Source organism: Pseudomonas sp. HB05 (genome assembly GCF_016756915.1).
Lineage (GTDB): Bacteria > Pseudomonadota > Gammaproteobacteria > Pseudomonadales > Pseudomonadaceae > Aquipseudomonas > Aquipseudomonas alvandae.
The window spans coordinates 97,806-124,261 of sequence record NZ_JAESPG010000008.1 but is presented as its reverse complement, the minus strand read 5'-3'; the positions used below and the strand labels follow the sequence as shown (position 1 = coordinate 124,261).

General features: G+C 62.9%; 24 protein-coding genes. 15 read left to right on the top strand and 9 right to left on the bottom strand.

Going from position 1 to position 26,456, the window contains the following annotated elements:
- Positions 1-46 precede the first annotated feature (46 nt).
- The 4 genes from eutC to exaC form a co-directional block, all read right to left on the bottom strand.
- Positions 47-871 (bottom strand): ethanolamine ammonia-lyase subunit EutC, encoded by an 825-nt coding sequence (gene eutC / locus JMN22_RS09900; protein ID WP_198796703.1) that lies wholly within the window; start codon positions 869-871, stop codon positions 47-49.
- A 26-nt stretch (positions 872-897) separates the two neighbouring features.
- On the bottom strand, positions 898-2,292 hold the full coding sequence (locus tag JMN22_RS09895) for an ethanolamine ammonia-lyase subunit EutB (protein WP_198796704.1): 1,395 nt from the start codon (positions 2,290-2,292) through the stop codon (positions 898-900).
- A gap of 200 nt (positions 2,293-2,492) precedes the next feature.
- Positions 2,493-3,863, bottom strand: a complete 1,371-nt coding sequence (gene eat, locus JMN22_RS09890) for an ethanolamine permease (RefSeq protein ID WP_198796705.1) — start codon at positions 3,861-3,863, stop codon at positions 2,493-2,495.
- 273 nt (positions 3,864-4,136) lie between these two features.
- Positions 4,137-5,657: an acetaldehyde dehydrogenase ExaC gene (gene exaC / locus JMN22_RS09885; protein WP_198796706.1), complete on the bottom strand. Its 1,521-nt coding sequence runs from the start codon at positions 5,655-5,657 to the stop codon at positions 4,137-4,139.
- A 536-nt stretch (positions 5,658-6,193) separates the two neighbouring features.
- Between exaC and JMN22_RS09880 the strand changes: the two genes are divergently transcribed.
- From JMN22_RS09880 to JMN22_RS09865, 4 genes are all read left to right on the top strand, one after another.
- A complete protein-coding gene (locus tag JMN22_RS09880) occupies positions 6,194-8,098 on the top strand; it encodes a sigma-54-dependent Fis family transcriptional regulator (protein ID WP_030140393.1) in 1,905 nt (634 codons plus the stop codon).
- 216 nt (positions 8,099-8,314) lie between these two features.
- A complete protein-coding gene (gene mpl / locus JMN22_RS09875) occupies positions 8,315-9,664 on the top strand; it encodes a UDP-N-acetylmuramate:L-alanyl-gamma-D-glutamyl-meso-diaminopimelate ligase (protein ID WP_198796707.1) in 1,350 nt (449 codons plus the stop codon).
- A complete protein-coding gene (gene ubiX, locus JMN22_RS09870; protein ID WP_198796708.1) occupies positions 9,661-10,293 on the top strand; it encodes a flavin prenyltransferase UbiX in 633 nt (210 codons plus the stop codon). Before mpl ends, ubiX begins: the two co-directional genes overlap by 4 nt.
- On the top strand, positions 10,286-10,570 hold the full coding sequence (locus tag JMN22_RS09865) for a YceK/YidQ family lipoprotein (protein ID WP_198796709.1): 285 nt from the start codon (positions 10,286-10,288) through the stop codon (positions 10,568-10,570). Before ubiX ends, JMN22_RS09865 begins: the two co-directional genes overlap by 8 nt.
- A 197-nt stretch (positions 10,571-10,767) precedes the next feature.
- On the opposite strand, the gene JMN22_RS09860 is transcribed toward JMN22_RS09865, so the two are convergent.
- The 3 genes from JMN22_RS09860 to JMN22_RS09850 form a co-directional block, all read right to left on the bottom strand.
- Positions 10,768-11,409, bottom strand: a complete 642-nt coding sequence (locus tag JMN22_RS09860; RefSeq protein WP_198796710.1) for an oxidoreductase — start codon at positions 11,407-11,409, stop codon at positions 10,768-10,770.
- A gap of 27 nt (positions 11,410-11,436) precedes the next feature.
- Complete coding sequence (locus JMN22_RS09855) at positions 11,437-13,155, bottom strand: C13 family peptidase (RefSeq protein WP_198796711.1); 1,719 nt, start codon at positions 13,153-13,155, stop codon at positions 11,437-11,439.
- Between the two features lie 93 nt (positions 13,156-13,248).
- Complete coding sequence (locus JMN22_RS09850; protein ID WP_030140387.1) at positions 13,249-13,704, bottom strand: MaoC family dehydratase; 456 nt, start codon at positions 13,702-13,704, stop codon at positions 13,249-13,251.
- Positions 13,705-14,051: 347 nt separating this feature from the next.
- Between JMN22_RS09850 and JMN22_RS09845 the strand changes: the two genes are divergently transcribed.
- Genes JMN22_RS09845 through JMN22_RS09835 form a run of 3 tightly spaced genes read left to right on the top strand, consistent with a single transcriptional unit; the run spans position 14,052 to position 15,731 of the window.
- A complete protein-coding gene (locus tag JMN22_RS09845; RefSeq protein ID WP_198796712.1) occupies positions 14,052-14,417 on the top strand; it encodes a CidA/LrgA family protein in 366 nt (121 codons plus the stop codon).
- Positions 14,414-15,130: an LrgB family protein gene (locus JMN22_RS09840; RefSeq protein ID WP_030140385.1), complete on the top strand. Its 717-nt coding sequence runs from the start codon at positions 14,414-14,416 to the stop codon at positions 15,128-15,130. The genes JMN22_RS09845 and JMN22_RS09840 overlap by 4 nt, the downstream gene beginning before the upstream one ends.
- A 10-nt stretch (positions 15,131-15,140) precedes the next feature.
- The gene (locus JMN22_RS09835) at positions 15,141-15,731 is read left to right on the top strand and encodes an LON peptidase substrate-binding domain-containing protein (RefSeq protein WP_198796713.1); all 591 of its coding nucleotides are present in this window, start codon (positions 15,141-15,143) and stop codon (positions 15,729-15,731) included.
- 140 nt (positions 15,732-15,871) lie between these two features.
- Here the strand turns inward: JMN22_RS09835 and JMN22_RS09830 are convergent, their stop codons facing one another.
- Together JMN22_RS09830 and JMN22_RS09825 are read right to left on the bottom strand one after the other, a co-directional pair.
- Entirely contained in the window at positions 15,872-17,188 is a 1,317-nt protein-coding gene (locus JMN22_RS09830; protein WP_198796714.1) for a bifunctional DedA family/phosphatase PAP2 family protein, read from the bottom strand.
- Between the two features lie 199 nt (positions 17,189-17,387).
- Complete coding sequence (locus tag JMN22_RS09825; RefSeq protein ID WP_030140382.1) at positions 17,388-18,068, bottom strand: DNA-3-methyladenine glycosylase; 681 nt, start codon at positions 18,066-18,068, stop codon at positions 17,388-17,390.
- A gap of 198 nt (positions 18,069-18,266) precedes the next feature.
- Here JMN22_RS09825 and JMN22_RS09820 point away from each other — a divergent pair, with 198 nt between their 5' ends.
- The 8 genes from JMN22_RS09820 to JMN22_RS09785 all read left to right on the top strand — a co-directional run bounded on the left by JMN22_RS09820 (position 18,267) and on the right by JMN22_RS09785 (position 26,375).
- Complete coding sequence (locus JMN22_RS09820; protein WP_198796715.1) at positions 18,267-19,538, top strand: glutamate-5-semialdehyde dehydrogenase; 1,272 nt, start codon at positions 18,267-18,269, stop codon at positions 19,536-19,538.
- 1 nt (position 19,539) lies between these two features.
- Positions 19,540-20,238, top strand: a complete 699-nt coding sequence (gene nadD, locus JMN22_RS09815) for a nicotinate-nucleotide adenylyltransferase (RefSeq protein WP_030140380.1) — start codon at positions 19,540-19,542, stop codon at positions 20,236-20,238.
- Positions 20,239-20,309: 71 nt separating this feature from the next.
- Positions 20,310-20,804 carry a ribosome silencing factor gene (gene rsfS, locus JMN22_RS09810; protein WP_030140379.1) on the top strand — a complete coding sequence of 165 codons (495 nt, stop codon included), beginning with the start codon at positions 20,310-20,312 and terminating at the stop codon, positions 20,802-20,804.
- Between the two features lie 9 nt (positions 20,805-20,813).
- Positions 20,814-21,281: a 23S rRNA (pseudouridine(1915)-N(3))-methyltransferase RlmH gene (gene rlmH / locus JMN22_RS09805; RefSeq protein WP_007937439.1), complete on the top strand. Its 468-nt coding sequence runs from the start codon at positions 20,814-20,816 to the stop codon at positions 21,279-21,281.
- Between the two features lie 10 nt (positions 21,282-21,291).
- A complete protein-coding gene (gene mrdA, locus JMN22_RS09800) occupies positions 21,292-23,187 on the top strand; it encodes a penicillin-binding protein 2 (RefSeq protein WP_030140378.1) in 1,896 nt (631 codons plus the stop codon).
- Between the two features lie 31 nt (positions 23,188-23,218).
- Positions 23,219-24,322, top strand: a complete 1,104-nt coding sequence (rodA, locus tag JMN22_RS09795; protein ID WP_051065975.1) for a rod shape-determining protein RodA — start codon at positions 23,219-23,221, stop codon at positions 24,320-24,322.
- Between the two features lie 17 nt (positions 24,323-24,339).
- On the top strand, positions 24,340-25,350 hold the full coding sequence (gene mltB / locus JMN22_RS09790) for a lytic murein transglycosylase B (protein WP_198796716.1): 1,011 nt from the start codon (positions 24,340-24,342) through the stop codon (positions 25,348-25,350).
- Positions 25,350-26,375: a septal ring lytic transglycosylase RlpA family protein gene (locus JMN22_RS09785; RefSeq protein ID WP_030140375.1), complete on the top strand. Its 1,026-nt coding sequence runs from the start codon at positions 25,350-25,352 to the stop codon at positions 26,373-26,375. The genes mltB and JMN22_RS09785 overlap by 1 nt, the downstream gene beginning before the upstream one ends.
- The last annotated feature ends 81 nt before the right edge of the window (positions 26,376-26,456 follow it).

Genomic DNA, 26,456 nt, shown 5'->3' with positions numbered 1-26,456 from the left:
TTGATGCTGCCTGAAAGCGGATCAAAAACGCAATCGGATAAACGGATCAGTTGCGGGGCGGCGCCAGTAGGAAATTACCTTTCATATCGGCAGGATTTTCCGACTCTAGAGTATGAACCTGGGCTTCGTCCTTCAGATTGACCCCCGAAAGCTGGCGGCGACAGGCCTCGCGCATCAGGTAGATCAAGCGATGGGCCGCCATCCCGTAGCTCAAGCCTTCGAGGCGGACGTTGGAGATGCAGTTGCGATAGGCATCGGTCAGGCCGACCTTGGGGGCGTAGGTGAAATACAGCCCGAGGCTGTCGGGGGAGCTGAGGCCGGGGCGTTCGCCGATCAGGATCACCGACATTTTTGCGCCGAGCCGCTGCGCCACTTCATCCGCTACGGCGACGCGACCCTGTTCCACCAGGACCACCGGCGAAACGGACCAGCCTTCGGCGACGATCTGTTCTTCCAGCCGCGCCAGGAACGGCAAGGTATGGCGATGCACCGCCAGCGCTGAAAGGCCGTCAGCCACCACGATAGCCAAATCCACGCCGCCGGGATGGGTCGCCGCGTACTCGTCCAGGATTTGCGCGGATGCCTCATCGAGCCGCCGGCCCAGGTCCGGGCGCTGCAGATAGCTATGGCGGTCGGCTGCGGCACTGTGGAGCAACAGGCTTTCACGGCCGCGCTCAGTCAGTTGTGCGCGAATGCCCTGGTGATCGAACGCCAGGTGCACCGCATCGCGGGCCTGGGCGTGGGCGTATTGGAAGTCCAGTTGCGCCGAGGTCGGCAGGCTGGTGCCGGTGCGGCCCAGGGCGATGCGCGCCGGGGTCAGGTTGCGCAGGTTCAGCCAGGGGTTTTGCGAATCGACAGGTTTTTTATCCATGGGCAACTCACTCATAAAAATGCGGCTTATCCCAAATGCGCAAGGGCCTGGCGAAACGCCGGTGGCAGGTTGTCGCCGAACCGCACTCGGCCATCGGCCTGGGTGAAGATGCCCATGTTCGCCAACCACGTTTCGAATTCCGGCGCCGGCTTCAGGCCGAGGGTCTGGCGGGCGTAGAGGGCGTCGTGGAACGAGGTGGTCTGGTAGTTGAGCATGATGTCGTCGGAGCCGGGAATGCCCATGATGAAGTTGATCCCGGCCACGCCCAGCAGGGTCAGCAGGGTGTCCATGTCGTCCTGGTCGGCTTCGGCGTGGTTGGTGTAGCAGATGTCGCAACCCATCGGCACGCCCAAAAGCTTGCCGCAGAAGTGATCTTCGAGGCCGGCGCGGATGATCTGTTTGCCGTTGTACAGGTATTCCGGGCCGATGAAGCCTACAACCGTGTTCACCAGGAACGGGTTGAAATGTCGCGCCACCGCGTAGGCTCGTGTCTCGCAAGTCTGTTGATCGACGCCGTGGTGGGCGTTGGCCGACAGTGCGCTGCCCTGGCCGGTTTCGAAATACATCAGGTTGTTGCCCAAGGTGCCGCGATTCAGGCTGAGGCCGGCGTCGTAGCCCTCTTTCAAGATGTTCAGGTTGATGCCGAAACTGGCGTTGGCCGCTTCCGTGCCGGCGATGGACTGGAACACCAGGTCCAGGGGCACGCCGCGGTTCGCCGCTTCGATGGAAGTGGTGACGTGGGTCAGCACGCAGCCCTGGGTGGGAATGTCGTAGCGCTGGATGATGGCGTCGAGCATTTCCAGCATGGCGCAGATCGAGGCGGTGCTGTCGGTGGCCGGATTGATGCCGATCATGGCGTCGCCGTTGCCGAAGAGCAGGCCGTCGAGGATGCTCGCGGCGATCCCGGCAGGTTCGTCGGTGGGGTGGTTGGGTTGCAGGCGGGTGGACAGTCGTCCGCGCAGGCCGAGGGTGCCGCGGAATTTGGTGACCACGCGGATTTTCTGTGCCACCAGCACCAGGTCTTGCACGCGCATGATCTTCGACACGGCGGCGACCATTTCTGGCGTCAGGCCGGGGGCCAGGGCGCGCAGGCTCTGTTCATCGGCGGCGTCGCTGAGCAGCCAGTCGCGAAAACCGCCGACGGTGAGGTGGCTGACGGTGGCGAAGGCGTGTTTGTCATGGGTGTCGACGATCAATCGGGTGACTTCGTCGATCTCGTAAGGAATCAGCATTTCTTGCAGGAAATGGCTGAGGGGCAAGTCAGCCAAAGCCATTTGCGCGGCCACGCGCTCGCCATCGTTGAGGGCGGCGACTTCGGCGAGGAAATCCCCGGAACGCGCCGGGCTGGCCTTGGCCATCAGGTCTTTGAGGCTGTCGAAGCGGTAGGTCTGGGCGCCGACGGAATGGGCGAATGCGGCCATGGACGGTGTCCTCCTGGTTCTCTAAATACTCAAATACAACCCGTAACCCTGTGGGAGCGAGCTTGCTCGCGATAGCGGAGTGTCAGCAAAAATACTTGTCGACTGATACACATCTATCGCGAGCAAGCTCGCTCCCACAGGGGACGGTGTGCACTTTTAAATAGCAGGCACCGAGCCCTCGGCCCGGTGCCGGTGCAACTTCAGATACCTGTGAGCATAGCGTCCGCCGGCGCGTCGGAGCGTTGCTTGGCGGTCAGTTGGAAATACAGGTAGCCGACAATCATGAAGCCGAGGAACACCAGGCCGATCAGGGTGTTGAACCACGCCATCGCCACCAGGCACACCACCGCCAGGAACAGCGCGATGCCCGGCACGAGCGGATAGCCCGGCGCGCGGAAGGTGCGTTCCAGGTTCGGTTCGGTCTTACGCAGCCTGAACAGGCTGAGCATGCTGATGATGTACATCACGATGGCGCCGAACACCGACATGGTGATCATCGCCGCCGTCAGGCTCATGCCCTGCAGGTTGACCAGGCCATCGCTGTAGATCGCCGCGATGCCGATGACGCCGCCGGCCAGGATCGCCCGGTGCGGAGTCTGGAAACGCGAGAGTTTTGCCAGGCCGCGAGGCAGGTAGCCGGCCCGGGCCAGGGCGAAGAACTGCCGCGAGTAGCCGAGGATGATCCCGTGGAAACTCGCCACCAGGCCGAACAGGCCGATCCACACCAGCATGTGCATCCAGGTTGAATCGTTGCCGACCACGGCCTTCATGGCCTGGGGCAGCGGGTCGTTGATGTTCGACAGCTGGCGCCAGTCGCCGACGCCGCCCGCCATGATCATCACGCCGATGGCCAGGAACACCAGGGTCAGGATGCCGCTGACATAGGCGCGGGGGATCGTGCGTTTCGGGTCCTTGGCTTCTTCGGCGGCCATGGCCGCGCCTTCGATGGCGAGGAAGAACCAGATGGCGAAGGGGATCGCCGCGAATATGCCCGGGATCGAGGCGAGGCTGAATTCATTGGAGCCGGCCCAGCCGTTGAGTACGAAGTTGCTGAAGCTGAAGCCCGGCGCAACCACGCCCATGAACACCAGCAACTCGGCGACCGCCAGCACGGTGACCACCAGCTCGAAGGCGGCGGCGATGCTGACGCCGAGGATGTTCAGGGTCATGAACACGATGTACGCGCCCACCGCCGCGAGCTTCGGATCGAGCTCGGGAAATTGCACGTTGAGGTAGGCGCCGATGGCCATGGCGATGGCCGGCGGCGCAAAGACGAATTCGATCAAGGTGGCGATCCCGGCGATCAACCCGCCTTTCTCACCAAAGGCCCGTCGGCTGTAGGCAAAAGGCCCGCCGGCGTGGGGAATTGCGGTGGTGAGTTCGGTGAAACTGAAGATGAAACAGGTGTACATCAACGCCACCATCAGGGCGGTGACGAGAAACCCCAGGGTCCCTGCGGTGCCCCAGCCGTAGCTCCAGCCGAAGTATTCGCCCGAAATCACCAGGCCGACGGCTATGCCCCATAAATGCAGGGTGCCGAGTGTGGGTTTGAGTTGGGTGGTAGAAGTCATAAGTCCTCTCTGTCTTTTTTATTGTTTGATCTGTTGGACTTTCGGGTTTGCTGTGGAGCGGGCACGCAAGGCTCATGCCAGAGCGGTGGGGCATTGATTCTGTGTGTGAGTGAGGGCGCCATCGTCGGATCGCCGCCCGGAGCAAGCTCGCTCCCACAGTGGATCTGTTGCCAACCCTGGAAACGAGTTATCCACAGATCCCTGTGGGAGCGAGCTTGCTCGCGATAGCTATCTTAAGGGCGAAGCAGGAATACCTGCTTCACCCTCTTTGGCTTAGAAGAACCCCAACGGATTGATGTCGTAGCTCACCAGCAGGTTCTTGGTCTGCTGGTAGTGGTCGAGCATCATCTTGTGCGTCTCACGCCCGACGCCGGACTTCTTGTAGCCACCGAACGCAGCATGCGCCGGGTACAGGTGGTAGCAATTGGTCCAGACGCGACCGGCCTTGATCGCACGGCCCATGCGGTAGGCGCGGTTGATATCGCGGGTCCACAGGCCGGCGCCAAGGCCGAACTCGGTGTCGTTGGCGATCGCCAGGGCTTCGGCTTCGTCCTTGAAGGTGGTGATGCTCACCACCGGGCCGAAGATTTCTTCCTGGAACACGCGCATTTTGTTGGTGCCCTTGAGCAGGGTCGGCTGGATGTAATACCCGGTCGCCAGGTTGCCCTCGAGTTTTTCCACCTTGCCGCCGGTCAGCAGCTCGGCGCCTTCGCCCTTGGCGATTTCCAGGTACGAAAGAATCTTGTCGAATTGCTGCTCGGAGGCCTGGGCGCCGACCATGGTGTCGGTGTCCAGCGGGTCGCCGCGTTTGATCTGCAGGACTTTCTTCATCACCACTTGCATGAATTCGTCGTAGATCGACTCCTGCACCAGGGCGCGGGATGGGCACGTGCAGACTTCGCCCTGGTTGAAGAACGCCAGCACCAGACCTTCGGCGGCTTTTTCGATGAAGCTTGGCTCGGCCTGCATGATGTCTTCGAAGAAGATGTTCGGCGACTTGCCGCCCAGTTCGACGGTGGACGGGATGATGTTCTCGGCGGCGCATTTCATGATGTGCGAGCCGACCGGGGTCGAGCCGGTAAAGGCGATCTTGGCGATGCGCTTGCTGGTGGCGAGGGCTTCGCCAGCTTCCTTGCCGAAACCTTGCACCACGTTCAGCACGCCCGGTGGCAGCAGGTCGCCGATCAGCTCCATGAGCACGCAGATGCCCAGCGGGGTTTGCTCGGCCGGCTTGAGCACCACGCAGTTACCGGCGGCGAGGGCCGGGGCGAGTTTCCAGGCGGCCATCAGCAGCGGGAAGTTCCACGGGATGATTTGCCCGACCACGCCCAGCGGTTCGTGGATGTGGTAGGCCACGGTGTTGCCGTCGATCTCGGCGGCGCTGCCTTCCTGGGCCCGCAGGCAGCCGGCGAAGTAGCGGAAGTGGTCGGCAGCGAGGGGGATGTCGGCGTTGAGGGTTTCGCGCACGGCCTTGCCGTTGTCCCAGGATTCGGTGATCGCCAGGGTTTCGAGGTTCGCTTCGATGCGGTCGGCGATTTTCAGCAGGATCAGCGAACGTGCCTGGACGGACGTGGCGCCCCAGGCATCGGCGGCGGCGTGGGCGGCGTCCAGGGCTTTGTCGATGTCTTCGGCTGTGGAGCGCGGGAATTCGGAGATGGGCTGGCCATTGACCGGGGATGTGTTGGTGAAGTACTGACCTTTGACAGGCGCGACGAACTCGCCGCCGATGTAGTTACCGTATTTAGCCTTGAACGAAACGATAGCGCCTTCAGTACCGGGGTGAGCGTAACGCATGATGAGTTCTCCTTGGCTTTTGTGCTTATTAGGGAGCCGCGCAAATTCGCGCTGGTACTTAAGCCTAGAGCAAAGGTCGGGCCACTGCCTTGCGGGGCCCGGAAATCAAGACTTTAGGAGGAGTTGGTCGGACAAACGGAGGGGCTGTGTCACGGTTGCGATACGCGGGGTGTGACAGTTTGTGCCATGGGTGAGACAGTCTGTGACCGGCAGGTCGCGCCAGCATTGCAAAGGTCGATGGGCTGGAGGATGCTGGGCCTCACCAAATTGGCCTGCCCAGCAATGTTGTGGCGAGGGGATTTATCTGTGGCGAGGGGATTTATCCCCGCTGGGCTGCGAAGCAGCCCCCAAAGCAGCCAACTCGATCAACCTGATGCACCGCACTCTCAGGTTTTGGGGCTGCTGCGCAGCCCAGCGGGGATAAATCCCCTCGCCACAGGGGTGAGTGTCAAGCACAGGTCTAAGTGTCAAACACAGGTTAAGTGTTAAACAGTTGCTCCAGTAAGGCCGTTACCTTCGGGGAGAACAATAAGAAAATGCACAGCAACCACTTGAGTCGCCATGCCCAGCAAGTCCTGACGGTCACCCAGGGCAAGGCCCATTTGCAGGGCCCTGGCAGCGATCCGTCGATTGCCCGTTCCTGGCTGCGCTGCCTCGAGGACTATCACCTCGACCCGGCCCAGAACCTGGCGCCGACGGTGCTCGAGCACGGTCGGGTGCTGGAAAGCCGCGAACGCTTGCAGCAAGTGCTGCACATCGCCGGCACGGAAATGACCAGCCTGCATCAACAACTCTCCGGCGCCGGTCACGCGGTGCTGCTGACCGACGCCCGGGGCGTGATCCTCAATTGCGTCACCGCCCCCAGCGAACGGAAGATTTTCGAGCGGGCCGGCCTCTGGCTCGGCGCCGACTGGAGCGAAGCCTGCGAAGGCACCAACGGCATCGGCACCTGCCTGGTGGAGCGCCAGGCCCTGACCATTCACCAAGAAGAACATTTCCGCGGCCGCCACACCGGCCTGACCTGCTCGGCCAGCCCGGTCTTCGATCCCCAGGGCGAATTGCTGGCGGTGCTCGACGTGTCCTCGGCGCGGCCGGACGTGTCGCGCCAGAGCCAGTTTCACACCATGGCACTGGTCAACCTCTCGGCGAAGATGATCGAGAGCTGCTATTTCCTGCGTTGCTTCGACAATCAATGGCTGCTGCGCTTTCATTTGCAGGCCGAGTCCGTGGGGCTGTTCAGCGAAGGGCTGATGGCGTTCGACGGCGAAGGGCGAATTTGCGCCGTGAACCAAAGTGCACTGAACCTGCTCGGGCATATTCGCGGTGGCTTGCTGGGTCAGCGGGTCGAGGATTTTTTCGATTGTTCCCTGGATGAATTGATGGGCCGGGCCAGTGCCCAGGCCAGCGCCAGTTGGCCGTTGCGCACCCGCGATGGCCGGCACCTGTTCGCCGTGTTGCGCGGCCAGCCGCGCAGCGTGCCGGTGCCGGTCGCGCCGGCCTTCAAGGTTATCGAGCCGGCCCGTCTGCCGGGTATCTGCTTGGGGGATGCGGCGTTGCAGGAGCATTTTCGCAAGGCGCTGCGGGTATTCGAGCGCGATGTGCCGCTGCTGATCCACGGTGAAACCGGCTCTGGCAAGGAGGCGTTCGCCAAGGCTGTGCACCACGCCAGCCAGCGCGCCGGGAAAAATTTTGTCGCCCTCAATTGCGCGGCCATTCCGGAAAGCCTGATCGAGAGCGAGCTGTTCGGTTATCGCGGCGGCAGTTTCACCGGGGCGCGCAAGGAAGGCATGCGCGGCAAGCTGCAGCAGGCTGACGGCGGCACGCTGTTCCTCGATGAAATTGGCGACATGCCCCTGGCTTTGCAGACCCGGTTACTGCGGGTGCTGGAGGATCGCCAGGTGGTGCCCATCGGCGGCGAGCCCGAGGCGGTGAACGTGCGCATCATCAGCGCCACTCACCGACAGTTGCTCGATCGGGTGCGGGATGGCAGCTTCCGTGAGGATTTGTACTACCGCCTCAATGGCTTGGAAATCCCGCTGCCGGCGTTGCGCGAACGCAGTGACAAATCGCAGTTGCTGGATTTCCTGCTGGCCGAGGAGAGCGGCGGCGAAACGGTCTTTATTGACGAACCGGCGCGCCAGGTGTTGCTGGGGTTCGACTGGCCGGGCAATGTGCGGCAATTGCGCAATGTGTTGCGTACCCTCGCTGCGTTGTGTGATGGCGGACGGATCGGGCTGGAGGATTTGCCGGCGATGATCCGCCAGCGCTCGGTTGTGATGGTTGAAGCCCCGACTGAACACCCATTGGAAGATGCCGAGCGCCTGGCATTGCTCGATGCACTGGAGCGCCAGCGCTGGCACATGACCCACACTGCCGAACAACTGGGGATCAGCCGCAATACCCTTTACCGCAAGCTGCGCAAACACGCCATTGCCCGCTGAACCGCATTCATCCTGGAGAAATGCGGTCAACTGTGGGAGCGAGCTTGCTCGCGATGACGGCAGCACATTCAACATTGTTGGAGGCTGATAGACCGCTATCGCGAGCAAGCTCGCTCCCACAGGGGATTTGTGGTGTCCAGGCGGTGTGAAGTCTAAACACAAGGTGCGATTTTCCCCTCCCTACGCTAACCTGCGGCCATGTTTACGAGGTCGACTATGCACATCCATATTCTCGGTATTTGCGGCACTTTCATGGGTTCGATGGCGGTCCTGGCCAAGGAGCTGGGCCATCATGTGACCGGTTCCGACGCCAACGTCTACCCGCCGATGAGCACTCAACTGGAAGCCCAGGGCATCGAGCTGACCCAAGGCTATGACCCGGCGCAACTGGACCCGGCGCCGGACCTGGTGGTCATCGGCAACGCCATGTCCCGTGGCAACCCGGCGGTGGAATACGTGCTCAACAAAGGCCTGCCGTACGTGTCCGGGCCGCAGTGGCTGGCCGATCACGTGTTGCAGGGCCGTTGGGTCCTGGCCGTGGCCGGCACCCACGGCAAGACCACCACCAGCAGCATGCTCGCCTGGGTCCTGGAGCACGCCGGCATGAGTCCGGGTTTCCTGATCGGTGGCGTGCCGCAGAACTTCTCCGTGTCGGCTCGCCTGGGCGGCACGCCGTTCTTCGTGATCGAAGCCGACGAATACGACAGCGCGTTTTTCGACAAGCGCTCGAAATTTGTCCACTACCGTCCACGCACGGCGATCCTCAACAACCTTGAGTTCGATCACGCCGACATCTTCCCCGATCTGCCGGCCATCGAACGGCAATTCCACCACTTGGTGCGTATCATCCCGAGCGAGGGCCTGGTGATCCATCCGACCACCGAGCCGGCGTTGCAGCGCGTCATCGAGATGGGCTGCTGGACCCCGGTGCAAACCACCGGCGCGGGCGGGCAGTGGCAAGTGAAGTTGCTCAAGGATGACGGTTCTGAGTTCGAAGTGATGTTCGAGGGCCAGTCCCAAGGCATAGTCGAATGGGACATGACCGGCCAGCACAACGTTGCCAACGCCTTGGCGACCCTGGCGGCGGCCCGTCATGTCGGCGTGGTGCCGTCCATGGGCATTGCCGCGTTGAGCGCGTTCAAGAGCGTGAAGCGGCGGATGGAGAAAGTCGCCGAGGTACGCGGCATCAACATTTACGACGATTTCGCCCATCACCCGACTGCCATCGCCACCACGCTCGACGGCTTGCGCAAGCGCATCGGCGATGCGCCACTGATAGCGATCATCGAGCCGCGCTCCAATTCCATGAAGCTTGGCGCCCACCGTGACGGCCTGCCGGAAAGCGTGGTCGATGCCGACCAGGTGATCTGGTACGCACCGGCCAACCTGGGTTGGGACCTCGCTGCCACCGCCGCGCTGTGCACGGTGCCGTCGATTGTCAGCGACTCCCTGGAAGGCATCATCGAGCGCGTGAAGAGCCAGGCCCAGCCCGGCACTCACGTGGTGATCATGAGCAACGGCGGCTTCGGCGGCCTGCATGGCAAACTGGCCGAGGCGCTGAAATGAGCAGCGGCCCGGAACGCATCACGCTGGCGATGACCGGTGCGTCCGGCGCCCAGTACGGCTTGCGCCTGCTCGATTGCCTGGTGCGCGAGGACCGCGAGGTGCATTTCCTGATCTCCAAGGCCGCGCAACTGGTGATGGCCACCGAGACGGACGTGACCCTGCCGGCCAAGACCCAGTTGATGCAGGCGTTCCTCACCGAATACACCGGTGCGGCGGCGGGGCAGATCCGCGTGTATGGCAAGGAAGACTGGATGTCGCCGGTGGCCTCGGGCTCCGGTGCGCCAGCGGCGATGGTGGTGGTGCCGTGTTCCACCGGCACGCTGTCGGCGATTGCCACCGGCGCCTGCAACAACCTGATCGAAAGGGCGGCGGACGTCACGCTCAAGGAGCGCCGCCAGTTGATCCTGGTGCCGCGGGAAGCGCCATATTCGAGCATCCATCTGGAGCACATGCTCAAGCTGTCGAACATGGGCGTGACCATCCTGCCAGCGTCGCCGGGTTTCTATCACCAGCCGCAGACCATCGATGACCTGATCGATTTCGTGGTGGCGCGGATTTTAAATTTGCTGAACATTCCCCAGGACATGTTGCCGCGCTGGGGCGAGCATCATTTGAGCAGTGATGAATAAGCTGCTGGTCGTGCTGCTGGCGGTGCAACTGACCGGCTGCGCCACCGCCCGCACCCTCGACGCCGCGAAGCCGGGGGCGCCGGTGGTTTATGCCGGGACACGCCTTGACCTGTATGCGCTGAACGGCGGTTGCTGCGCCAAGGACCGTTTTGGTGCCGAGGCGCCGAGCTATCCGGGGCTCGATCTACCGGTGAGTGCGCTGCTCGATACTTTGTTGTTGCCGTTGTCGTTGTTCACGGCGTTGGGTGTGGGGTTTCAGGCGACTGGCGGTTTGTAACGCCCAACGTGAGTGCAGGTGTGCTAGGGATCATTTGTGGCGAGGGGATTTATCCCCGTTGGACTGCGAAGCAGGCCCTTGAGATCGGATCATTCTTCCTTAGCAACTGCATGGACACACGAACAATTGGGGCCGCTTCGCGGCCCAGCGGGGATAAATCCCCTCGCCACAATGATCGCGCTGTCCCAGGTGTCACTTTATTTACCAAGCTTGCGCAACTCATCCGACTCCACCACCCGCACCCCATCCTGCTCTTCCAGCGCAAGCCGCCACATGGCCCGGGCTAACTGACAGGCTTCGATGCCGTGATATTTACCTGGAATCAGCTTGGACAAGGGCCCGGCCAGTTGCTCGGCCAAACGCGGCTCTACTCGGTCGCCCAGCAGCAGGGAAGGCCGGCAGAGGGTCAGTTGCGGCCAGTCCTGGGCCTTGAGGGCCGCCTCCATTTCACCTTTGACCCGGTTGTAGAAAATCGAGGACTTGGCATCGGCCCCCAGCGCGCTGATCACGATCAGGTGCCGTGCGCCCAGCTCCCTGGCGCGTTTGGCAAATGCCACCACCAGGTCCAGGTCCACTGCGCGGAATGCCTGTTCGGAGCCGGCTTTCTTGATGGTGGTGCCGAGGCAGCAGAAGGCGATGTCCACCGGGCCTTCCAGCCGCTGCAGCAACTCGGCCGGTTCCCCGACCGGATTTTCCAGGTGCGGATGCTCGGCCAGTGGCCGGCGGGACGGCGCGAGGACCCGGGTGATGGTCGGCTCGTTGAGCAGCCGGTCCAACAGGTGTTCCCCGGTCAACCCGGTCGCGCCGGCGAGCAAAACATGCTGAGGCGTCAAGTACATAGTGTTTCCCCCTTGATACGGTTCAGCTTAGTTGCTCTTTTTGGCCTCGTCGTTCAGTGCAGCACTTTGCAATGCTTTTCGCGCCTGCTGTTTGCGGAGCAGTTGCCAGTGGGACAGGACGGTGCGAGGGGCCCAGATCTGCGGTTCCGAGGCTTCGAAGTTGTCCGCCTGTTCCCGTTCGGCGACGATGCCCTTGGCGCGCTTGAAGGCTTGTTCCAGATCATCGGTCTGGTTCAGCGCCTGGGCGAACAGAGCGTCGCCAAAGTACGTGAAGTTGGCCTCTTCCGAGCAGCCGAAGGACACCCGGTCGGCCCGCGAAGCGGTCATGACCAGGGTCCGTTCGTCCTTGAGCGCCGGAATGAAACCACCGGAATAGCAGGCGGAAATCACCACGATCTTGTCGCGGTTCTTCAGCGGCGACAGCACCGCGGCCAGTTCGTCTGCGGGCAGGTCGGCCAGTTCCATGCGCGGTTGGTCGAGGACCAGTTCATGCTCGCTGGTGCCGTGGCTGGTCAGGTAGATGAACACCAGGTCTTCCGGGCCGCTGCGCTCGGCCAGGGTGGCGACGGCGCGGCGCAGACTTTCGCGAGTGGCCATGGGACGGTCGCCGAGGTGGTCGCGGTGGTTCACCAGGCGGATCTGACCGAAGGCGCCGAAACGGCTGGCGAGCATATTGGCGACATAGTCGGATTCGCGCAGGAACACGCTTTGCTTGCCGTCGCCGCCCAGGGTCAGGCTGTACAGCTCCACCGCTGGCGTCGAGGTCGGGATGTTGGCGAGGGCGTCGTCCAGCAGGCGGCCTTGGGCCAGGATGCCGAGTTCGAGCACATCCGGCAGCAGCCTGCCATCGGCGTCGCGTATCCGCTGGCCCTTCGCCCAGGTGCCACTTTGCACGGTGCCGTCCGTCAGCACCAGGGTGCCGCGGCCGTGGTAGCTGTCGCTTTCGAACTGGCCGGTGTAGAAGCTGCCATCGGGCAGGTTCAGGCGACCCTCGCCGGTGAAGCGCCAATCGTTGAAATGGCCGAGGTAATGGCTGCCGTCGGCGCCGATCAATTCACCCTTGCCGGTCAGTGCGCCATCCTTGAACTGGCCGATCCAGACATCGCCATCGGCGTTTTCGTAGCGGCCTCGGCCATTGAGCTGGTTGTTCCTGAAACCGCCGATGTAGACATCGCCATCGGCGCTGTTGAAGGTGCCCTTGCCTTGGAGTTGGCCGTCGACGAAATGCCCGGTGAACTGGTTGCCGCTGGCGTCGAAGCGCTGGCCTTCGCCATTCGGCTTGCCGTTGACGAACGGGCCCTGGTACTGGCTGCCGTCGTCGAGTTCGAGGCGGCCGAGACCGGAATAACGGTCGGCCTTGAACTCGCCCCGGTAGGTCATGCCGTTTTCCTTGAGCGTCCCTTCGCCGTCCCGCCGGCCCTGCTTGAAGCCGCCGGTGTAGCTGCTGGTCGGCGTGGTCAGGCTGCCTTGGCCGTGGAACAGCCCATGCTCGAATTGGCCGCGATAAACCTCGCCATTGCTGCCGTGCCATTCGCCGGCGCCGTGCCACTGGCCCTTGTCGAACTGTCCGGCGTACCAACTGCCGTTGGGGTAATCGATGCGCCCCTGGCCTTGCAGCAGGCCGTCCACCAGGTCGCCGCGATAGCGCCCACCGTCGGGCAGGCGGGCATCGGGAGGCAACGGCGATTCGCCGTCGCCGCAAGCGGTGAGCAGGAGGGCCAGGGTCAGGGGGACAAGTGCGCGCATAACGGGATCCAAGTAATCAGGCGACGAGTATGCCGCAGCTATGCGCGTTGAAGCGATGCGAAACTGCATGAGCGGTTTCGCGACCGCAAGGGTCTACACGAAGCAGAGCGACAGTGGCTCGGCGATGTAGGCCGGTTTTTCCGACCCTTCGATTTCCAGGGTAGCGGTCGCCTTGAGCAGCCACTGGCCGGGTTTTTTCTCGGTGACGTCCACCAGTTCGACCTTGAGCCGGACCTTCGAGTCGACTTTTACCGGTTGGATAAAGCGCACGCTGTCCAGCCCGTAGTTGACGACCATCTTCACGCCCTCGGGCAAAATCAGGATGTCTTCCATCAGTTTGGGCATCAGCGACAGCGACAGGAAACCGTGGGCGATGGTGCTGCCGAACGGGGTCTGCGCGGCCTTCACCGGATCGACGTGGATGAATTGGAAGTCGCCTGTGGCTTCGGCGAACAGGTTGATGCGGTCCTGATCGATGGTCAGCCAATCGGAACATCCGAGTTCCTTGCCGACATAATCCTTGAGCGCTGTAACGGGAACGTAGGGCATTGAGACTCTCCTTGGTTCATCTGTCCTGCTTTTATGGAACGGGGATCTGCGCCCCCGAGAACCACTGTAGATCAACATGGCGCGCCGGGAAGGTCATCGACCATGCTTTTTACGAATGCCGAACCATAGCGCGGGCGTGCTTATAATGCCGGCGCATTCTTTGCAATTCGGTTCTTTCACGGTGGGTGTTTGATTCCGTGGCGAGGGAGCTTGCTCCCGGTGGGCTGCGCAGCGGCCCCATTTTATGAGCGCTTCGCACTCAAGCGGGAGCAAGCTCCCTCGCCACGGAATCATGCCGTGAACCGAATTGGCGCGTTCATTGGGTCTGTTGTAGAGGGAGAAAGCGGATGTTGCTAAGGGGCCTGACCTGGCTGGTGCTGTTCCAATTGCTGGGCACCGCCATCAATCATTTGTTCCTGCCGATCCTGCCAGGGCCGATCGTGGGCCTGCTGCTGATGCTGGGCTACCTGATCGCTCGCGGCGAAGTCAGCGAACCATTGAACCTCGCCGCCAGCAGCCTGTTGCGCTACCTGCCGTTGCTGCTGGTGCCGCCGGCGGTGGGCGTCATGGTCTACGCCCGGGCGATCGCCGCAGACTTCTGGGCGATTGTCGGCGCGCTGGTGCTGTCGCTGGTCCTTTCCGTGATGCTGACGGGCGTGCTGATGCAGCGCCTGGCCCGGCGCCATATCGTCGAGCCGGAGGACGCGCCATGATGTTCGATTGGCAGGGCGCCTGGACCTCAGTCATCCACCATCCGCTGTTTGGCATCGGCATCACCCTGGGCGCCTATCAATTGGTGCTGGCGGCGTTCGAAAAGACCCGCTGGGTGTTCCTCCAGCCCGTATTGATGTCGATGCTGGTGCTGATCGCCGTGCTGGTCGGCTGCGGCATCAGCTACGCCGAATACCGCAAGAGCACCGAAATCCTCAGCATCCTGCTGGGGCCGGCAACCGTGGCGCTGGCGGTGCCGCTGTACTTGAACCTGCGGCGAATCCGTCAATTGTTCTGGCCGATTTTTACTACGCTGGTGATAGGCGGGGTGTTTGCCACCGGTTCCGCCGTGGTGCTGGGCTGGGCGTTTGGCGCCGAGCACATGATTCTCATGACGATGGCACCCAAGTCCGTGACTTCGCCCATCGCGATGCTGGTGGCCGAGCAGATCGGTGGCGTGGCTGCGATGGCGGCGGTGTTCGTGTTGATCACCGGTGTGCTCGGGGCGATCCTCGGCCCGAGCATTCTGACCCGCTTGGGTGTCCACAGTCCCGAGGCCCGCGGCATGGCCCTGGGCCTGACGGCCCATGCGGTGGGTACGTCGGTGGCGTTGCAGGAAAGCGAGGAAACCGGTGCCTTCGCGGCGCTGGCGATGAGTCTGATGGGCGTGGCCACGGCGGTGCTGCTGCCGCTGGTGGTGTCGATGACGGTTTAAGGAACGAGTTATGAGCTTGCCGCTGTTTCCGCTGAACACCGTGTTGTTCCCCGGTTGCATTCTCGATCTGCAGATTTTCGAGGCACGTTACCTCGACATGATCGGACGCTGCATGAAAAAGGGCGAAGGCTTCGGGGTGGTGTGCATCCTCGATGGCGAGGAGGTCGGCATCGCGCCTGACGGCTATGCGCGGGTCGGCTGTGAAGCGCTGATCACCGATTTTTCCCAGCAGGAGAACGGCCTGCTGGGCATTCGGGTGCAGGGCGGCCGGCGTTTTCTCGTGCACAGCAGCAGCGTCCAGGCCGATCAGCTCACCGTGGCTGAAGTCGAATGGCTGGAAGACGAGCCGGAACAACCGCTGCAGGACGAGGACGCCGACCTGGTGGCGCTGCTCAAGGCCCTGGCCGAACATCCGATGGTCGAGGCGCTGAACATGGGCACCGAAGCCACCGGCCAACAGTCCCTCGCCAATCAACTGGCCTATCTGCTGCCGTTCAACGAACTGGACAAGCTCGACCTGTTGCAACTCGACGATCCGCAACAGCGGCTGGATGCGATCCAGGCGTTGCTTGATGAGTTGCAAGGCGAACTGTTTGCCTGAGGTACATCCATCGAACAACACCGGTCCCCGGTGGGAGCGAGCTTGCTCGCGATAGCGGCGGGTCAGCTTGCATCAGTATTGAATGTACAGCCGCCTTCGCGAGCAAGCTCGCTCCCACAGGGAAACACTGTGTCTCGGGATTAGTAGGCATACCGCAACATCGCATGCGGCAAATGCCGCAAGGCGAAGAAGCTGAACACCGCCACCAACGCCGGCAGAATCAGCCACCAGATTTTCGGCGGCATGGCGCGCAGCGGCTCCTGGCGTTGGCTCAACCACAGCACGGCGGCGCAGACGCTGGCGGCGAGCATGGCGCCGGCAACGACGTCGCTTGGCCAGTGCGCGCCGAGGTAAACCCGCGACAGGGCAATGGCCAACGCCGGCAACGAACCAAGCAACAGCCAGGTCAGGCGCAGGCGTGGTGGTTGGCCGCGACCGGCCAGTACGGCGAGGCTCAGGAACAGGGCAAATGCGCCGGAGGCGTGGCCGCTGGGCATGCTGTAGCTGGTCAAGGGGTCGGTGAGGATTTCCGGGCGCACGCGGGCGAAAAAGTGCTTGGTGCCGGTGTTTGCCAGGGCGGTGAGCAACATGGTGGCCCCGGCAAAAATCGCCTGCCGCCATTGGCGCGCCAATAACAGCAGTCCGGTCAGCAGCGCGCTGAAGATCAGCATGTTGCGAAATTCACCGATCAGCGTGAAGGTCACGGCGATTTCATCCAGCGTCGCGCTGCGATGTTCCTGCACCAGCGCCATCAAGCCCTGGTCGAAGGCGGCCAGGTAGCGGAAACCGATGAACAGACTGATCAGGATCGCCAGGCCAACACCGGCGATGATTGCCGAGGCATGGCGATGACGACGCAGGCTGCTGTTGACGCTCAGGCCGAGCATCAACGCGATACTGCCGATGACAACGCCGGCCTGCGGCCAGAAGCCTTCGGGCAATGGCAGGCGGAACGCCGCGCCGGTGGCCCAACCCGGCAGCAAATAGGCGACGGTCCAGCCTGACGCGGCCACCAGGCTGACGACGGCAAAACGTGGGAACGGCATGTCGCACATCCCCGCAACCATCGGCAGCATCGGTCGCAACGGGCCGATGAAGCGTCCCACCAGCAGGCTGGCGATGCCGTAGCGCTGGAAATATCCTTCCGCAGCGCTCATCCATTCCGGATGATGCCGCAGCCCCGGCAGGCGCCGGATGTTCTGGTGGAAATGCCGGCCCAGGAAGTACGACACCAGGTCCCCCAACAATCCGCCGAGAAGGCCCAGCAACAAGGTTTCACCCAAGGACAACGCACCACTACCCGCCAGCACTGTGATCGCGAACAACAGCACGGTGCCCGGCACGATCAGCCCGGCGATGGCCAGGCATTCAACGCACGCGACGACGAACACCGCCACCGCCAGCCATTGCGGGTTGACGGTCAGCCAGCCGGTGATGCTATCGAGCCATGGGCCCATAAAAACAACTCCATTCAATAGTGATGGGCATGCAATTTTTGCTGTGTGAACGAAAACTAAAGATCACAGAAGCTTCAAGCTGTGGGAGCGAGCTTGCTCGCGATAGCGGTGTGTCAGTCGCCATTTATTTCACAGGCCTGGCGCCATCGCGAGCAAGCTCGCTCCCACAAGGGGCCACAGGGTCATGCAGTGTTTATGTTCAGGACAGCAAAAAATAATCCCGGCCCTCGACCTGTCCGCGCCGCAGCGGGTTGCGGGTGCACCACGGGGCGTAGGCGGCATCGACGAAGCGGTAGGGCAGGTGTTCGTCCCGCCCCAGCGGAATGCCCAGGCGGGTGGTCTGGATCACATTGACCGTTGGTACACCGACGTCTTCCACCAATAACCGTTCCGGGTCGAAGCGCTTGGCGTCCCAATCCGGCACTTTCAGGCCCAGAGCCTTGCACAGCAAGGTCTGGCCGGCACAGAGTTTTTGCGGTGTGCGCGGCCGGCCCTGGGCGTCGGGGTTGTTCAGGAGCATCTGCGCCAGGCTCGCCGGCCCGCTGATGCTGTCCACCCACGGGTACGCGGATTTGATCAGGACCGCGTTGCCGGGGCCTTGGGCACTGAAGTTCAGGGAATCGCCGCCCCGGGCGTAGTACATATAGATGTGCCCGCCATCCAGAAACAAAGCCTTGCGCTTTTCCGTGTAGCCCAGCGAGGCGTGGCTGCCTTTTTCGGCGAAGTAATACGCTTCGGTCTCGATGATCCGCGCGCTGAGCCACAGGTCACCGACCTTGTGGCGGATGACTTTGCCCAGCAGGTCCTGGGCGAGTACCTGGGCGTCGCGGTCAAAAAAAGCGTGGGGCAAGGCGCTGGGCGTTGGAGGCGAATCGGTCATGGCAGTGGACGAGGTCAGGCCAAAGATAGCGCGATGATAACAACGGATAGCTTAATTACCGCTGAACAGTGAACGGAATGTCGGCGGTTTATGCCTGTTTTCAATCTCCGCCGGTCACTGCTGTGAGACCGCGCTGTTAGTCGAGGGTTACGACAGCTATAATCTGCCGCTTTCCTCTTTGCCAAGACCACACAGACCATGACTGAGTCCGTTCTTGACTACATGACCCGCCTGGGTCGCGCCGCCCGCGAAGCGTCGCGCATCATCGGCCGTGCCAGCACCGCGCAGAAGAACCGCGCCCTGCAGGCCGCCGCCAATGCGCTGGACGCCGCTCGCGCCGAGTTGTCCGCCGCCAACGAACTGGACCTGGCCGCTGGCCGGGCCAATGGGCTTGAGCCGGCCATGCTCGAACGCCTGGCGCTGACCCCGGCACGCATCGACGGCATGATCGTCGGTCTGCGTCAGGTCGCGGCACTGCCGGACCCGGTCGGGGCGATCCGCGACATGAGCTATCGGCCGTCGGGTATCCAGGTCGGCAAGATGCGCGTGCCCCTGGGCGTGGTCGGGATCATCTACGAGTCGCGGCCGAACGTGACCATCGACGCCGCGAGCCTGTGCCTGAAGTCCGGTAACGCGACCATCCTGCGTGGCGGTTCCGAGGCGATCCACTCCAACCGCGCCATTGCCGCCTGCATCCAGCGCGGCCTGGCCGAAGCCAACCTGCCGGCCGCCGTCGTGCAAGTGGTGGAAACTACCGATCGCGCGGCGGTCGGCGCGCTGATCACCATGCCCGAGTTCGTCGACGTCATCGTGCCCCGTGGCGGCAAGGGGCTGATCGAGCGCGTCAGTCGCGACGCTCGCGTGCCGGTGATCAAGCACCTGGACGGCATCTGCCACGTCTACGTCAGCGCCCATGCCGAATTGCCGAAGGCCCAGCGCATCGCCTTCAACGCCAAGACCTACCGCTACGGTATCTGCGGTGCGATGGAAACCTTGCTGGTGGATCAGGCGGTTGCCGAGCATTTCCTGCCGTCGATGGCGGCCCAGTTCCGCGAAAAAGGCGTCGAACTGCGCGGTTGCGAACGCACCCGGGCGATCATCGAGGCCGCGGTGGCTACCGAGGAAGACTGGAACACCGAATACCTGGCGCCGATCCTGTCGATCCGCGTCGTGGACGGGCTGGACGAGGCCATCGAGCACATCAACCGCCACGGCTCCCAGCACACCGATGCCATCGTCAGCGAACACCAGGGCGAAACCCGGCGTTTCGTGACCGAAGTGGACTCGGCGTCGGTGATGATCAACGCACCGACCTGCTTTGCCGATGGCTTTGAATACGGATTGGGCGCCGAGATCGGCATTTCTACTGATAAGCTGCACGCCCGTGGCCCGGTGGGCCTCGAAGGTCTGACCTGCGAGAAGTACATCGTGGTCGGCGACGGCCAGTTGCGCGGGCAGGAGCCGGTCTGACTTGGGCGACCTCGACCCACTGGCCCCTGTGACTAAGCCCGCTGTGACGGCGACCGCGCCAAAGCGCATCGGTATCCTGGGCGGCACATTCGACCCGGTGCACATCGGCCATTTGCGCGGTGCGCTGGAAGTTGCCGACGCCCTGGCCCTCGATGAGCTGCGCCTGACGCCCAGCGCCCGGCCGCCTCATCGGGACACGCCGCAGGTTTCGGCCCGGGATCGCCTGGCGATGGTCGAGTGCGCGGTGGCCGGTGTGGCGCCGTTGGTGGTGGATGCCCGCGAATTGCAGCGGGACAAACCGTCCTACACCATTGATACCCTGGAGCTGATGCGCGCCGAACTGGCCGCCGAAGCCCAGGTTTTCCTGCTTCTGGGCTGGGACGCATTTTGCGGCCTGCCCACTTGGCATCGCTGGGAAGAGTTGCTCCAGCATTGCCACATCCTGGTGCTGCAACGCCCGGATGCCGACAGCGAGCCGCCGGATGCCTTGCGCAACCTGCTGGCGGCGCGCTCGGTGAGCGACCCGCTGGCCCTGAAGGGGCCGAGCGGACAGATTGCATTCGTCTGGCAGACGCCGCTCGCGGTATCCGCCACCCAGATCCGTCAACTGCTGGCCAGCGGTAAGTCGGTACGTTTCCTGGTGCCCGACGCGGTCCTGGCCTACATCGATGCGCACGGTCTGTACCGTGCGTCGAACTGAACAAGGCGCGCTCCGCCGACACGGATCAACGTGTACCGAGCGCCCGAACACATGAGCAAAACGAGTTTTTTATGACTGACAAAGACCTGAACAAAGTAAAGCGCAAGGGCACCTTCAAGAGCGCCCCGCTGCCGGTAGAAGCACACACCGGCGTGGCGCTGGCCGGCGAAGAGCTGGTCAAGGTGGCCGTGGCGGCCCTGGAAGACGTCAAGGCCCAGGATATCCAAGTGATCGACGTTCGCGAGAAGCAGAGCATCACTGACTACATGATCATCGCCACCGGTACCTCCAACCGCCAGATCGGCGCGATGCTGGACAAGGTCCGCGAAGCGGTCAAGGCACAGGGCGTCAAGCCGCTGGGCGAAGAAGGCAAGGGCGACAGCGATTGGGTCCTGTTGGACATGGACGACGTCATCGTGCACATGATGACCGCGTCGGCGCGCCAGTTCTATGACCTGGAGCGCCTGTGGGCCGGTGCCGAGCAGAGCCGTTCGGCCAGCGCCGCGCACCACAGCCCGGAAAACACCCATGAGCACTTCACCAAGCTCAACAAAGACCAGCAATAAGGGATCGCTGTGCGACTGCGCCTGATCGCCGTCGGTTCTCGCATGCCCAAGTGGGTGGAAGAAGGCTGGCATGAATATGCCAAGCGTCTTCCGTCCGAGCTGGCCCTGGAACTGGTGGAAATTCCGCTCAACACCCGTGGCAAGAATGCCGACGTGGCGCGCTTTATCCGCCAGGAAGGCGAAGCCATGCTGGCCAAGGTCGGGCCGAACGAGCGCGTCGTCACCCTGGAAGTCCACGGCAAGCCCTGGAGTACCGAGCAATTGGCGGTCGAGCTCGATCGCTGGCGGCTGGACTCGCGCACGGTCAATTTCATGGTCGGTGGCCCGGAAGGGCTGGCGCCGGAAGTCTGTGCCCGGGCCGACCAGCGCTGGTCGTTATCGCCGTTGACGTTGCCGCACCCGCTGGTGCGGATCCTGATCGGTGAACAGTTGTATCGTGCCTGGACAGTCTTGTCCGGGCACCCTTACCACAAGTAATCCTGCTCTCATGCCCCAGCCGATCCGCATCAAGGACCACGAAAAAGACGCCCGCCTGGTGCGGGGCCGCGTCGTGTTCGGCGCCATTACCGTGGTGACGCTGATCGGCGTGCTGATTGCGCGGTTGTATTTTCTCCAGGTCATCCAGTACGAGTACCACTCGACCCTGTCGGAAAGTAACCGGGTGCATGTGCAACCCATTCCGCCGACCCGTGGGCTGATCTTCGACCGCAACGGCGTGGTGGTGGCGGACAACCGGCCCAGCTTCAGCCTGAGCATGACCCGCGAACGTTCCGGCGACTGGCAGAAAGTCCTCGACGTGATCGTCGAAGTGCTGCAACTGACGCCCGAGGACCGGGTCATCTTCGAGAAACGCATGCGTCAGGGCCGGCGCCCCTTCGAGCCGGTGCCGATCATGTTCGAGCTGACCGAAGAGCAGATCGCCCTGATCGCCGTGAACCAGTTCCGCCTGCCCGGCGTGGAAGTGGTGGCGCAACTGGTGCGGCATTACCCCCAAGGGCCGCATTTCGCCCACTCGGTCGGCTACATGGGCCGGATCAACGAAAAAGAGCTCAAGACCCTCGACCCGGTCAACTACAGCGGCACCCACCACATCGGCAAGACCGGCATCGAGCGATTCTACGAGGCCGAGCTGCACGGCCAGGTGGGTTACGAGGAAGTCGAGACCAACGCCCGGGGCCGGGTGCTGCGGGTGCTCAAGCGTACCGACCCGATTCCCGGCAAGGACATCGTCCTGAGCCTGGACATCAAGTTGCAGGAAGCCGCCGAGGCGGCGCTGGGCGGGCGGCGTGGTGCCGTGGTTGCGCTGGACCCGAACACCGGCGAGGTCCTGGCGATGGTCAGCCAGCCGAGCTTCGACCCGAACCTGTTCGTCACCGGCATCAGTTTCAGGGCCTATGCCGAGCTGCGCGATTCCATCGATCGGCCGTTGTTCAACCGCGTGCTGCGCGGGCTCTACCCGCCGGGTTCGACCATCAAGCCGGCCGTGGCGATTGCCGGGCTGGACTCCGGCGTGGTGACCGCGTCGACCCGGGTCTACGATCCGGGCTACTACATGCTGCCCAACTACGACCACAAGTATCGCAACTGGAACCGCACCGGCGACGGCTACGTAGACCTGGAAACAGCGATCATGCGTTCCAACGACACCTATTTCTATGACCTGGCCCACAAGCTGGGGATCGATCGGTTGTCGTCCTACATGAACAAGTTCGGCATCGGTCAGAAAGTCTCCCTGGACATGTTCGAAGAATCCCCAGGCCTGATGCCGTCCCGCGAGTGGAAACGGGCGACGCGCCGCCAGGCCTGGTTCCCCGGCGAAACCCTGATCCTCGGGATCGGCCAGGGCTACATGCAGGCGACGCCGCTGCAATTGGCCCAGGCCACGGCATTGGTGGCGAGCAAGGGCAAGTGGTATCGCCCGCACCTGGCCAAGACCATCGAAGGCGAGAAGCCGGTGGACCCGGACCCGATGCCGGACATCATCCTGCGCAACCCGTCGGACTGGCAGAAGGTCAACAACGGCATGCAGCAGGTCATGCACGGCGCCCGGGGTACCGCGCGCAAGGCAGCCATCGGCTCGCCGTATCGGATTGCCGGCAAGAGCGGTACCGCCCAGGTGGTGGCGATCAAGCAGGGCGAGAAGTACGACCGCTCCAAGGTCCAGGAGCGCCATCGCGACCACGCCTTGTTCGTCGGTTTCGCACCGGCCGACAACCCGAAGATCGTCGTCTCGGTGATGGTCGAGAACGGTGAGTCCGGTTCCGGCGTCGCCGCCCCGGTGGTGCGCCAGGTCATGGACGCCTGGCTGCTGGACGAGCACGGCCAGCTCAAGCCCGAATTCGCAAGCCCCATCAGCGCGGAGGCTACGGCCCGTGAAGAATAATTTCGACCGCATCCTCTCCAGCGAAGATGTGATGCGCCGTCGCGCCACCTTGCTGCAGCGCATGCACATCGACGGGCCGTTGCTGATCCTGCTGCTGACATTGGCGGCCGGCAGCCTGTTCGTGCTGTATTCGGCCAGCGGCAAGAGCTGGGACCTGCTGGCCAAGCAGGCCACCTCGTTCGGCATCGGCCTGGTGTCGATGATCGTCATCGCCCAGCTCGAACCGCGCTTCATGGCGCGCTGGGTGCCGCTGGCCTATGTGGTGGGCGTGGGCTTGCTGGTGGTGGTGGACGTGATGGGCCACAACGCCATGGGCGCCACCCGCTGGATCAACATCCCCGGGGTGATCCGCTTCCAGCCCTCGGAATTCCTCAAGATCATCATGCCGGCGACCATCGCCTGGTACCTGTCCAAGCGCACCTTGCCGCCGCAGCTCAAGCACGTGTGCATCAGCCTGTTGCTGATCGGCATCCCGTTCATCCTCATCGTGCGCCAGCCGGACCTCGGCACCTCGCTGCTGATCCTGGCTGGCGGCGCCTTCGTGCTGTTCATGGGCGGGTTGCGCTGGCGCTGGATCCTCAGCGTGATCGCCATCGCCGTGCCGGTGTCGGTGGCGATGTGGTACTTCGTGATGCACGACTACCAGAAGCAGCGGATCCTGACGTTCCTCGATCCGGAGAGCGATCCGCTGGGCACCGGCTGGAACATCATCCAGTCCAAGGCCGCCATCGGTTCCGGCGGCGTGTTCGGCAAGGGTTGGCTGATGGGTACCCAGTCGCACCTGGACTTTCTGCCGGAAAGCCACACCGACTTCATCATCGCGGTGATGGGCGAGGAGTTCGGCCTGGTGGGTATCTGCGTGCTGCTGTTGATCTACCTGTTGTTGATCGGCCGGGGCCTGGTGATCACGGCCCAGGCGCAGACGCTGTTCGGCAAATTGCTCGCCGGCAGCCTGACCATGACGTTTTTTGTTTATGTTTTCGTCAACATCGGTATGGTCAGTGGCCTGCTGCCGGTCGTGGGGGTGCCGTTGCCATTCATTAGCTACGGAGGAACTTCGCTGGTGACACTACTGTCAGCGTTTGGGGTTTTGATGTCGATCCATACCCATCGCAAGTGGATCGCTCAGGTTTGAATAAGGTGAAGAGTTCAATGCAAGCAATGCGTGGCTGGTCGACGCGATATGCGCCGTGGGTCGGCCTGGTCGGCTTCCTGGGCTGTGCGCCGCATGCCGTGGCAGGCGAATATGAAGGCTCGCCGCAAGTGGCCGAGTTTGTCGGTGAAATGACCCGCGACTACGGTTTTGCCGGCGAACAGCTGATGGGGGTGTTCCGCGAGGCCGAGCGCAAGCAGTCGATTCTCGACGCGATCTCCCGGCCCGCCGAGCGCGTCAAGCAGTGGAGCGAATACCGGCCGATGTTCATCACCGAGGCGCGGATCGCCCGGGGCGTGGATTTCTGGCGCCAGCACGAGGCCGCGCTGGCCCGCGCCGAGCAGGAGTATGGCGTGCCGGCCCAGGTCATCGTGTCGATCATCGGCGTTGAAACCTTCTTTGGCCGCAATACCGGCAATTTCCGGGTGATCGACGCGCTGTCGACCCTGGGTTTCGATTACCCGCCCCGCGCCGAGTTCTTCCGCAAGGAACTGCGCGAGTTCCTGTTGCTGGCTCGCGAAGAACAAGTTGATCCAATGACCCTCAAGGGTTCCTACGCCGGGGCGATGGGCCTGCCGCAATTCATGCCAAGCAGTTTCCGCGCCTATGCTGTGGATTTCGACGGCGACGGCCACATCAATATCTGGACCAATCCGACGGATGCCATCGGCAGTGTTGCCAGCTATTTCAAGCGCCATGGCTGGGAGGCCGGCGAACCGGTGGTCAGCCGTGCCGATGTGCGTGGCGAGCAGGTGGACGAGGGCCTGACCGAGGGCATCGAGCCGACGAAAACCGTCGGGGAGTTGCGAGCGCTGGGCTGGTCGAGTCATGATGCGCTGCGTGATGACATGCCAGTCACCGCAATGCGCCTGGAAGGCGAGCAGGGCCCCGAATATTGGATGGGCCTGAAGAATTTCTACGCGATTACGCGTTATAACCGCAGCGTGATGTACGCCATGGCCGTATATCAACTGTCTGAAGAGCTGGTCAAAGCACGGGGCGTCAAATAATGCGGGCAATGCCTACCTATCAACCCCTGAAAGCCAGGCCCCTCAAGCTGGTGGCATTGGCTGCGCTGTCGCTGTTGGTCGTCAGTTGTTCGACCAGCCGCGCACCGACCCAGAAGAACAGCAACGTCGTGAAAGCCACGCCGGGCCTGGACATCAACCGGGCCCACAAGGACGGCGCGCCGTGGTGGGACGTGGATGTCTCGCGCATTCCCGACGCAACGCCGACCCTGCACACCGGCCCCTACAAGGCCAACCCGTATACGGTGCTGGGCAAGACCTATTTCCCAATGGCTGATTCCAAGCGCTATGTGGCCTCGGGCACGGCGTCCTGGTACGGCACCAAGTTCCATGGCCAGAACACCGCCAATGGCGAGGTCTACGACCTTTATGGCATGAGCGCTGCCCACAAGACCTTGCCGCTGCCCAGCTATGTGCGGGTGACCAACCTGGACAACAACAAGAGCGTGATCCTGCGGGTCAACGACCGTGGGCCGTTCTATTCCGACCGGATCATCGACCTGTCGTATGCGGCGGCGAAAAAGCTCGGTTACGCTGAAATCGGCACTGCGCGGGTCAAGGTCGAAGGCATTGATCCGCAGGAATGGTGGGCCCAGCGCGGCCGTCCGGCGCCTTTGATGCTCAACGAGCCGAAAGTGGCGCAAAATGCCGCGCCGACCGTGACGGCTTCCACCGGTACGGTCGAGCAATGGACCCCACCGCCGCAGCAACATGCGGCGGCCGTGGTGCCCGTGCAGATCGACCCAAAAAAAAACGCTTCTGCAACAGCGTCTGGCCAGTATCTGCAAGTGGGCGCGTTCGCCAACCCGGACGCTGCCGAGCTGTTGAGGTCGAAGCTGAGCTCGATGGTCAGCGCGCCGGTGTTCATCAGCTCGATCGTGCGCAACCAGCAGACACTGCATCGGGTGCGCCTGGGGCCGATCGGTTCTCCGGGTGAAGTCCAGCAGGTGCAGAACAGTGTGCGCCTGGCCAATCTCGGTTCGCCGAGCCTGGTCACGGCTGAGTAGATTTGAAAGGCCCGCTTGCGGTTTGGGCGGGTCAGGTTGTTGGCTCCATCAATAACAAAAGCCCGGCAAGGGTTGTGAGTG

Excerpts from the sequence above, each read along its gene's own strand:
- eutC (WP_198796703.1), bottom strand. The coding sequence starts at position 871 with ATGGATAAAAAACCTGTCGATTCGCAAAACCCCTGGCTGAACCTGCGC.
- JMN22_RS09895 (WP_198796704.1), bottom strand. The coding sequence starts at position 2,292 with ATGGCCGCATTCGCCCATTCCGTCGGCGCCCAGACCTACCGCTTCGAC.
- eat (WP_198796705.1), bottom strand. The coding sequence starts at position 3,863 with ATGACTTCTACCACCCAACTCAAACCCACACTCGGCACCCTGCATTTA.
- exaC (WP_198796706.1), bottom strand. The coding sequence starts at position 5,657 with ATGCGTTACGCTCACCCCGGTACTGAAGGCGCTATCGTTTCGTTCAAG.
- JMN22_RS09880 (WP_030140393.1), top strand. The coding sequence starts at position 6,194 with ATGCACAGCAACCACTTGAGTCGCCATGCCCAGCAAGTCCTGACGGTC.
- mpl (WP_198796707.1), top strand. The coding sequence starts at position 8,315 with ATGCACATCCATATTCTCGGTATTTGCGGCACTTTCATGGGTTCGATG.
- ubiX (WP_198796708.1), top strand. The coding sequence starts at position 9,661 with ATGAGCAGCGGCCCGGAACGCATCACGCTGGCGATGACCGGTGCGTCC.
- JMN22_RS09865 (WP_198796709.1), top strand. The coding sequence starts at position 10,286 with ATGAATAAGCTGCTGGTCGTGCTGCTGGCGGTGCAACTGACCGGCTGC.
- JMN22_RS09860 (WP_198796710.1), bottom strand. The coding sequence starts at position 11,409 with ATGTACTTGACGCCTCAGCATGTTTTGCTCGCCGGCGCGACCGGGTTG.
- JMN22_RS09855 (WP_198796711.1), bottom strand. The coding sequence starts at position 13,155 with ATGCGCGCACTTGTCCCCCTGACCCTGGCCCTCCTGCTCACCGCTTGC.
- JMN22_RS09850 (WP_030140387.1), bottom strand. The coding sequence starts at position 13,704 with ATGCCCTACGTTCCCGTTACAGCGCTCAAGGATTATGTCGGCAAGGAA.
- JMN22_RS09845 (WP_198796712.1), top strand. The coding sequence starts at position 14,052 with ATGTTGCTAAGGGGCCTGACCTGGCTGGTGCTGTTCCAATTGCTGGGC.
- JMN22_RS09840 (WP_030140385.1), top strand. The coding sequence starts at position 14,414 with ATGATGTTCGATTGGCAGGGCGCCTGGACCTCAGTCATCCACCATCCG.
- JMN22_RS09835 (WP_198796713.1), top strand. The coding sequence starts at position 15,141 with ATGAGCTTGCCGCTGTTTCCGCTGAACACCGTGTTGTTCCCCGGTTGC.
- JMN22_RS09830 (WP_198796714.1), bottom strand. The coding sequence starts at position 17,188 with ATGGGCCCATGGCTCGATAGCATCACCGGCTGGCTGACCGTCAACCCG.
- JMN22_RS09825 (WP_030140382.1), bottom strand. The coding sequence starts at position 18,068 with ATGACCGATTCGCCTCCAACGCCCAGCGCCTTGCCCCACGCTTTTTTT.
- JMN22_RS09820 (WP_198796715.1), top strand. The coding sequence starts at position 18,267 with ATGACTGAGTCCGTTCTTGACTACATGACCCGCCTGGGTCGCGCCGCC.
- rsfS (WP_030140379.1), top strand. The coding sequence starts at position 20,310 with ATGACTGACAAAGACCTGAACAAAGTAAAGCGCAAGGGCACCTTCAAG.
- mrdA (WP_030140378.1), top strand. The coding sequence starts at position 21,292 with ATGCCCCAGCCGATCCGCATCAAGGACCACGAAAAAGACGCCCGCCTG.
- rodA (WP_051065975.1), top strand. The coding sequence starts at position 23,219 with ATGCGCCGTCGCGCCACCTTGCTGCAGCGCATGCACATCGACGGGCCG.
- mltB (WP_198796716.1), top strand. The coding sequence starts at position 24,340 with ATGCAAGCAATGCGTGGCTGGTCGACGCGATATGCGCCGTGGGTCGGC.
- JMN22_RS09785 (WP_030140375.1), top strand. The coding sequence starts at position 25,350 with ATGCGGGCAATGCCTACCTATCAACCCCTGAAAGCCAGGCCCCTCAAG.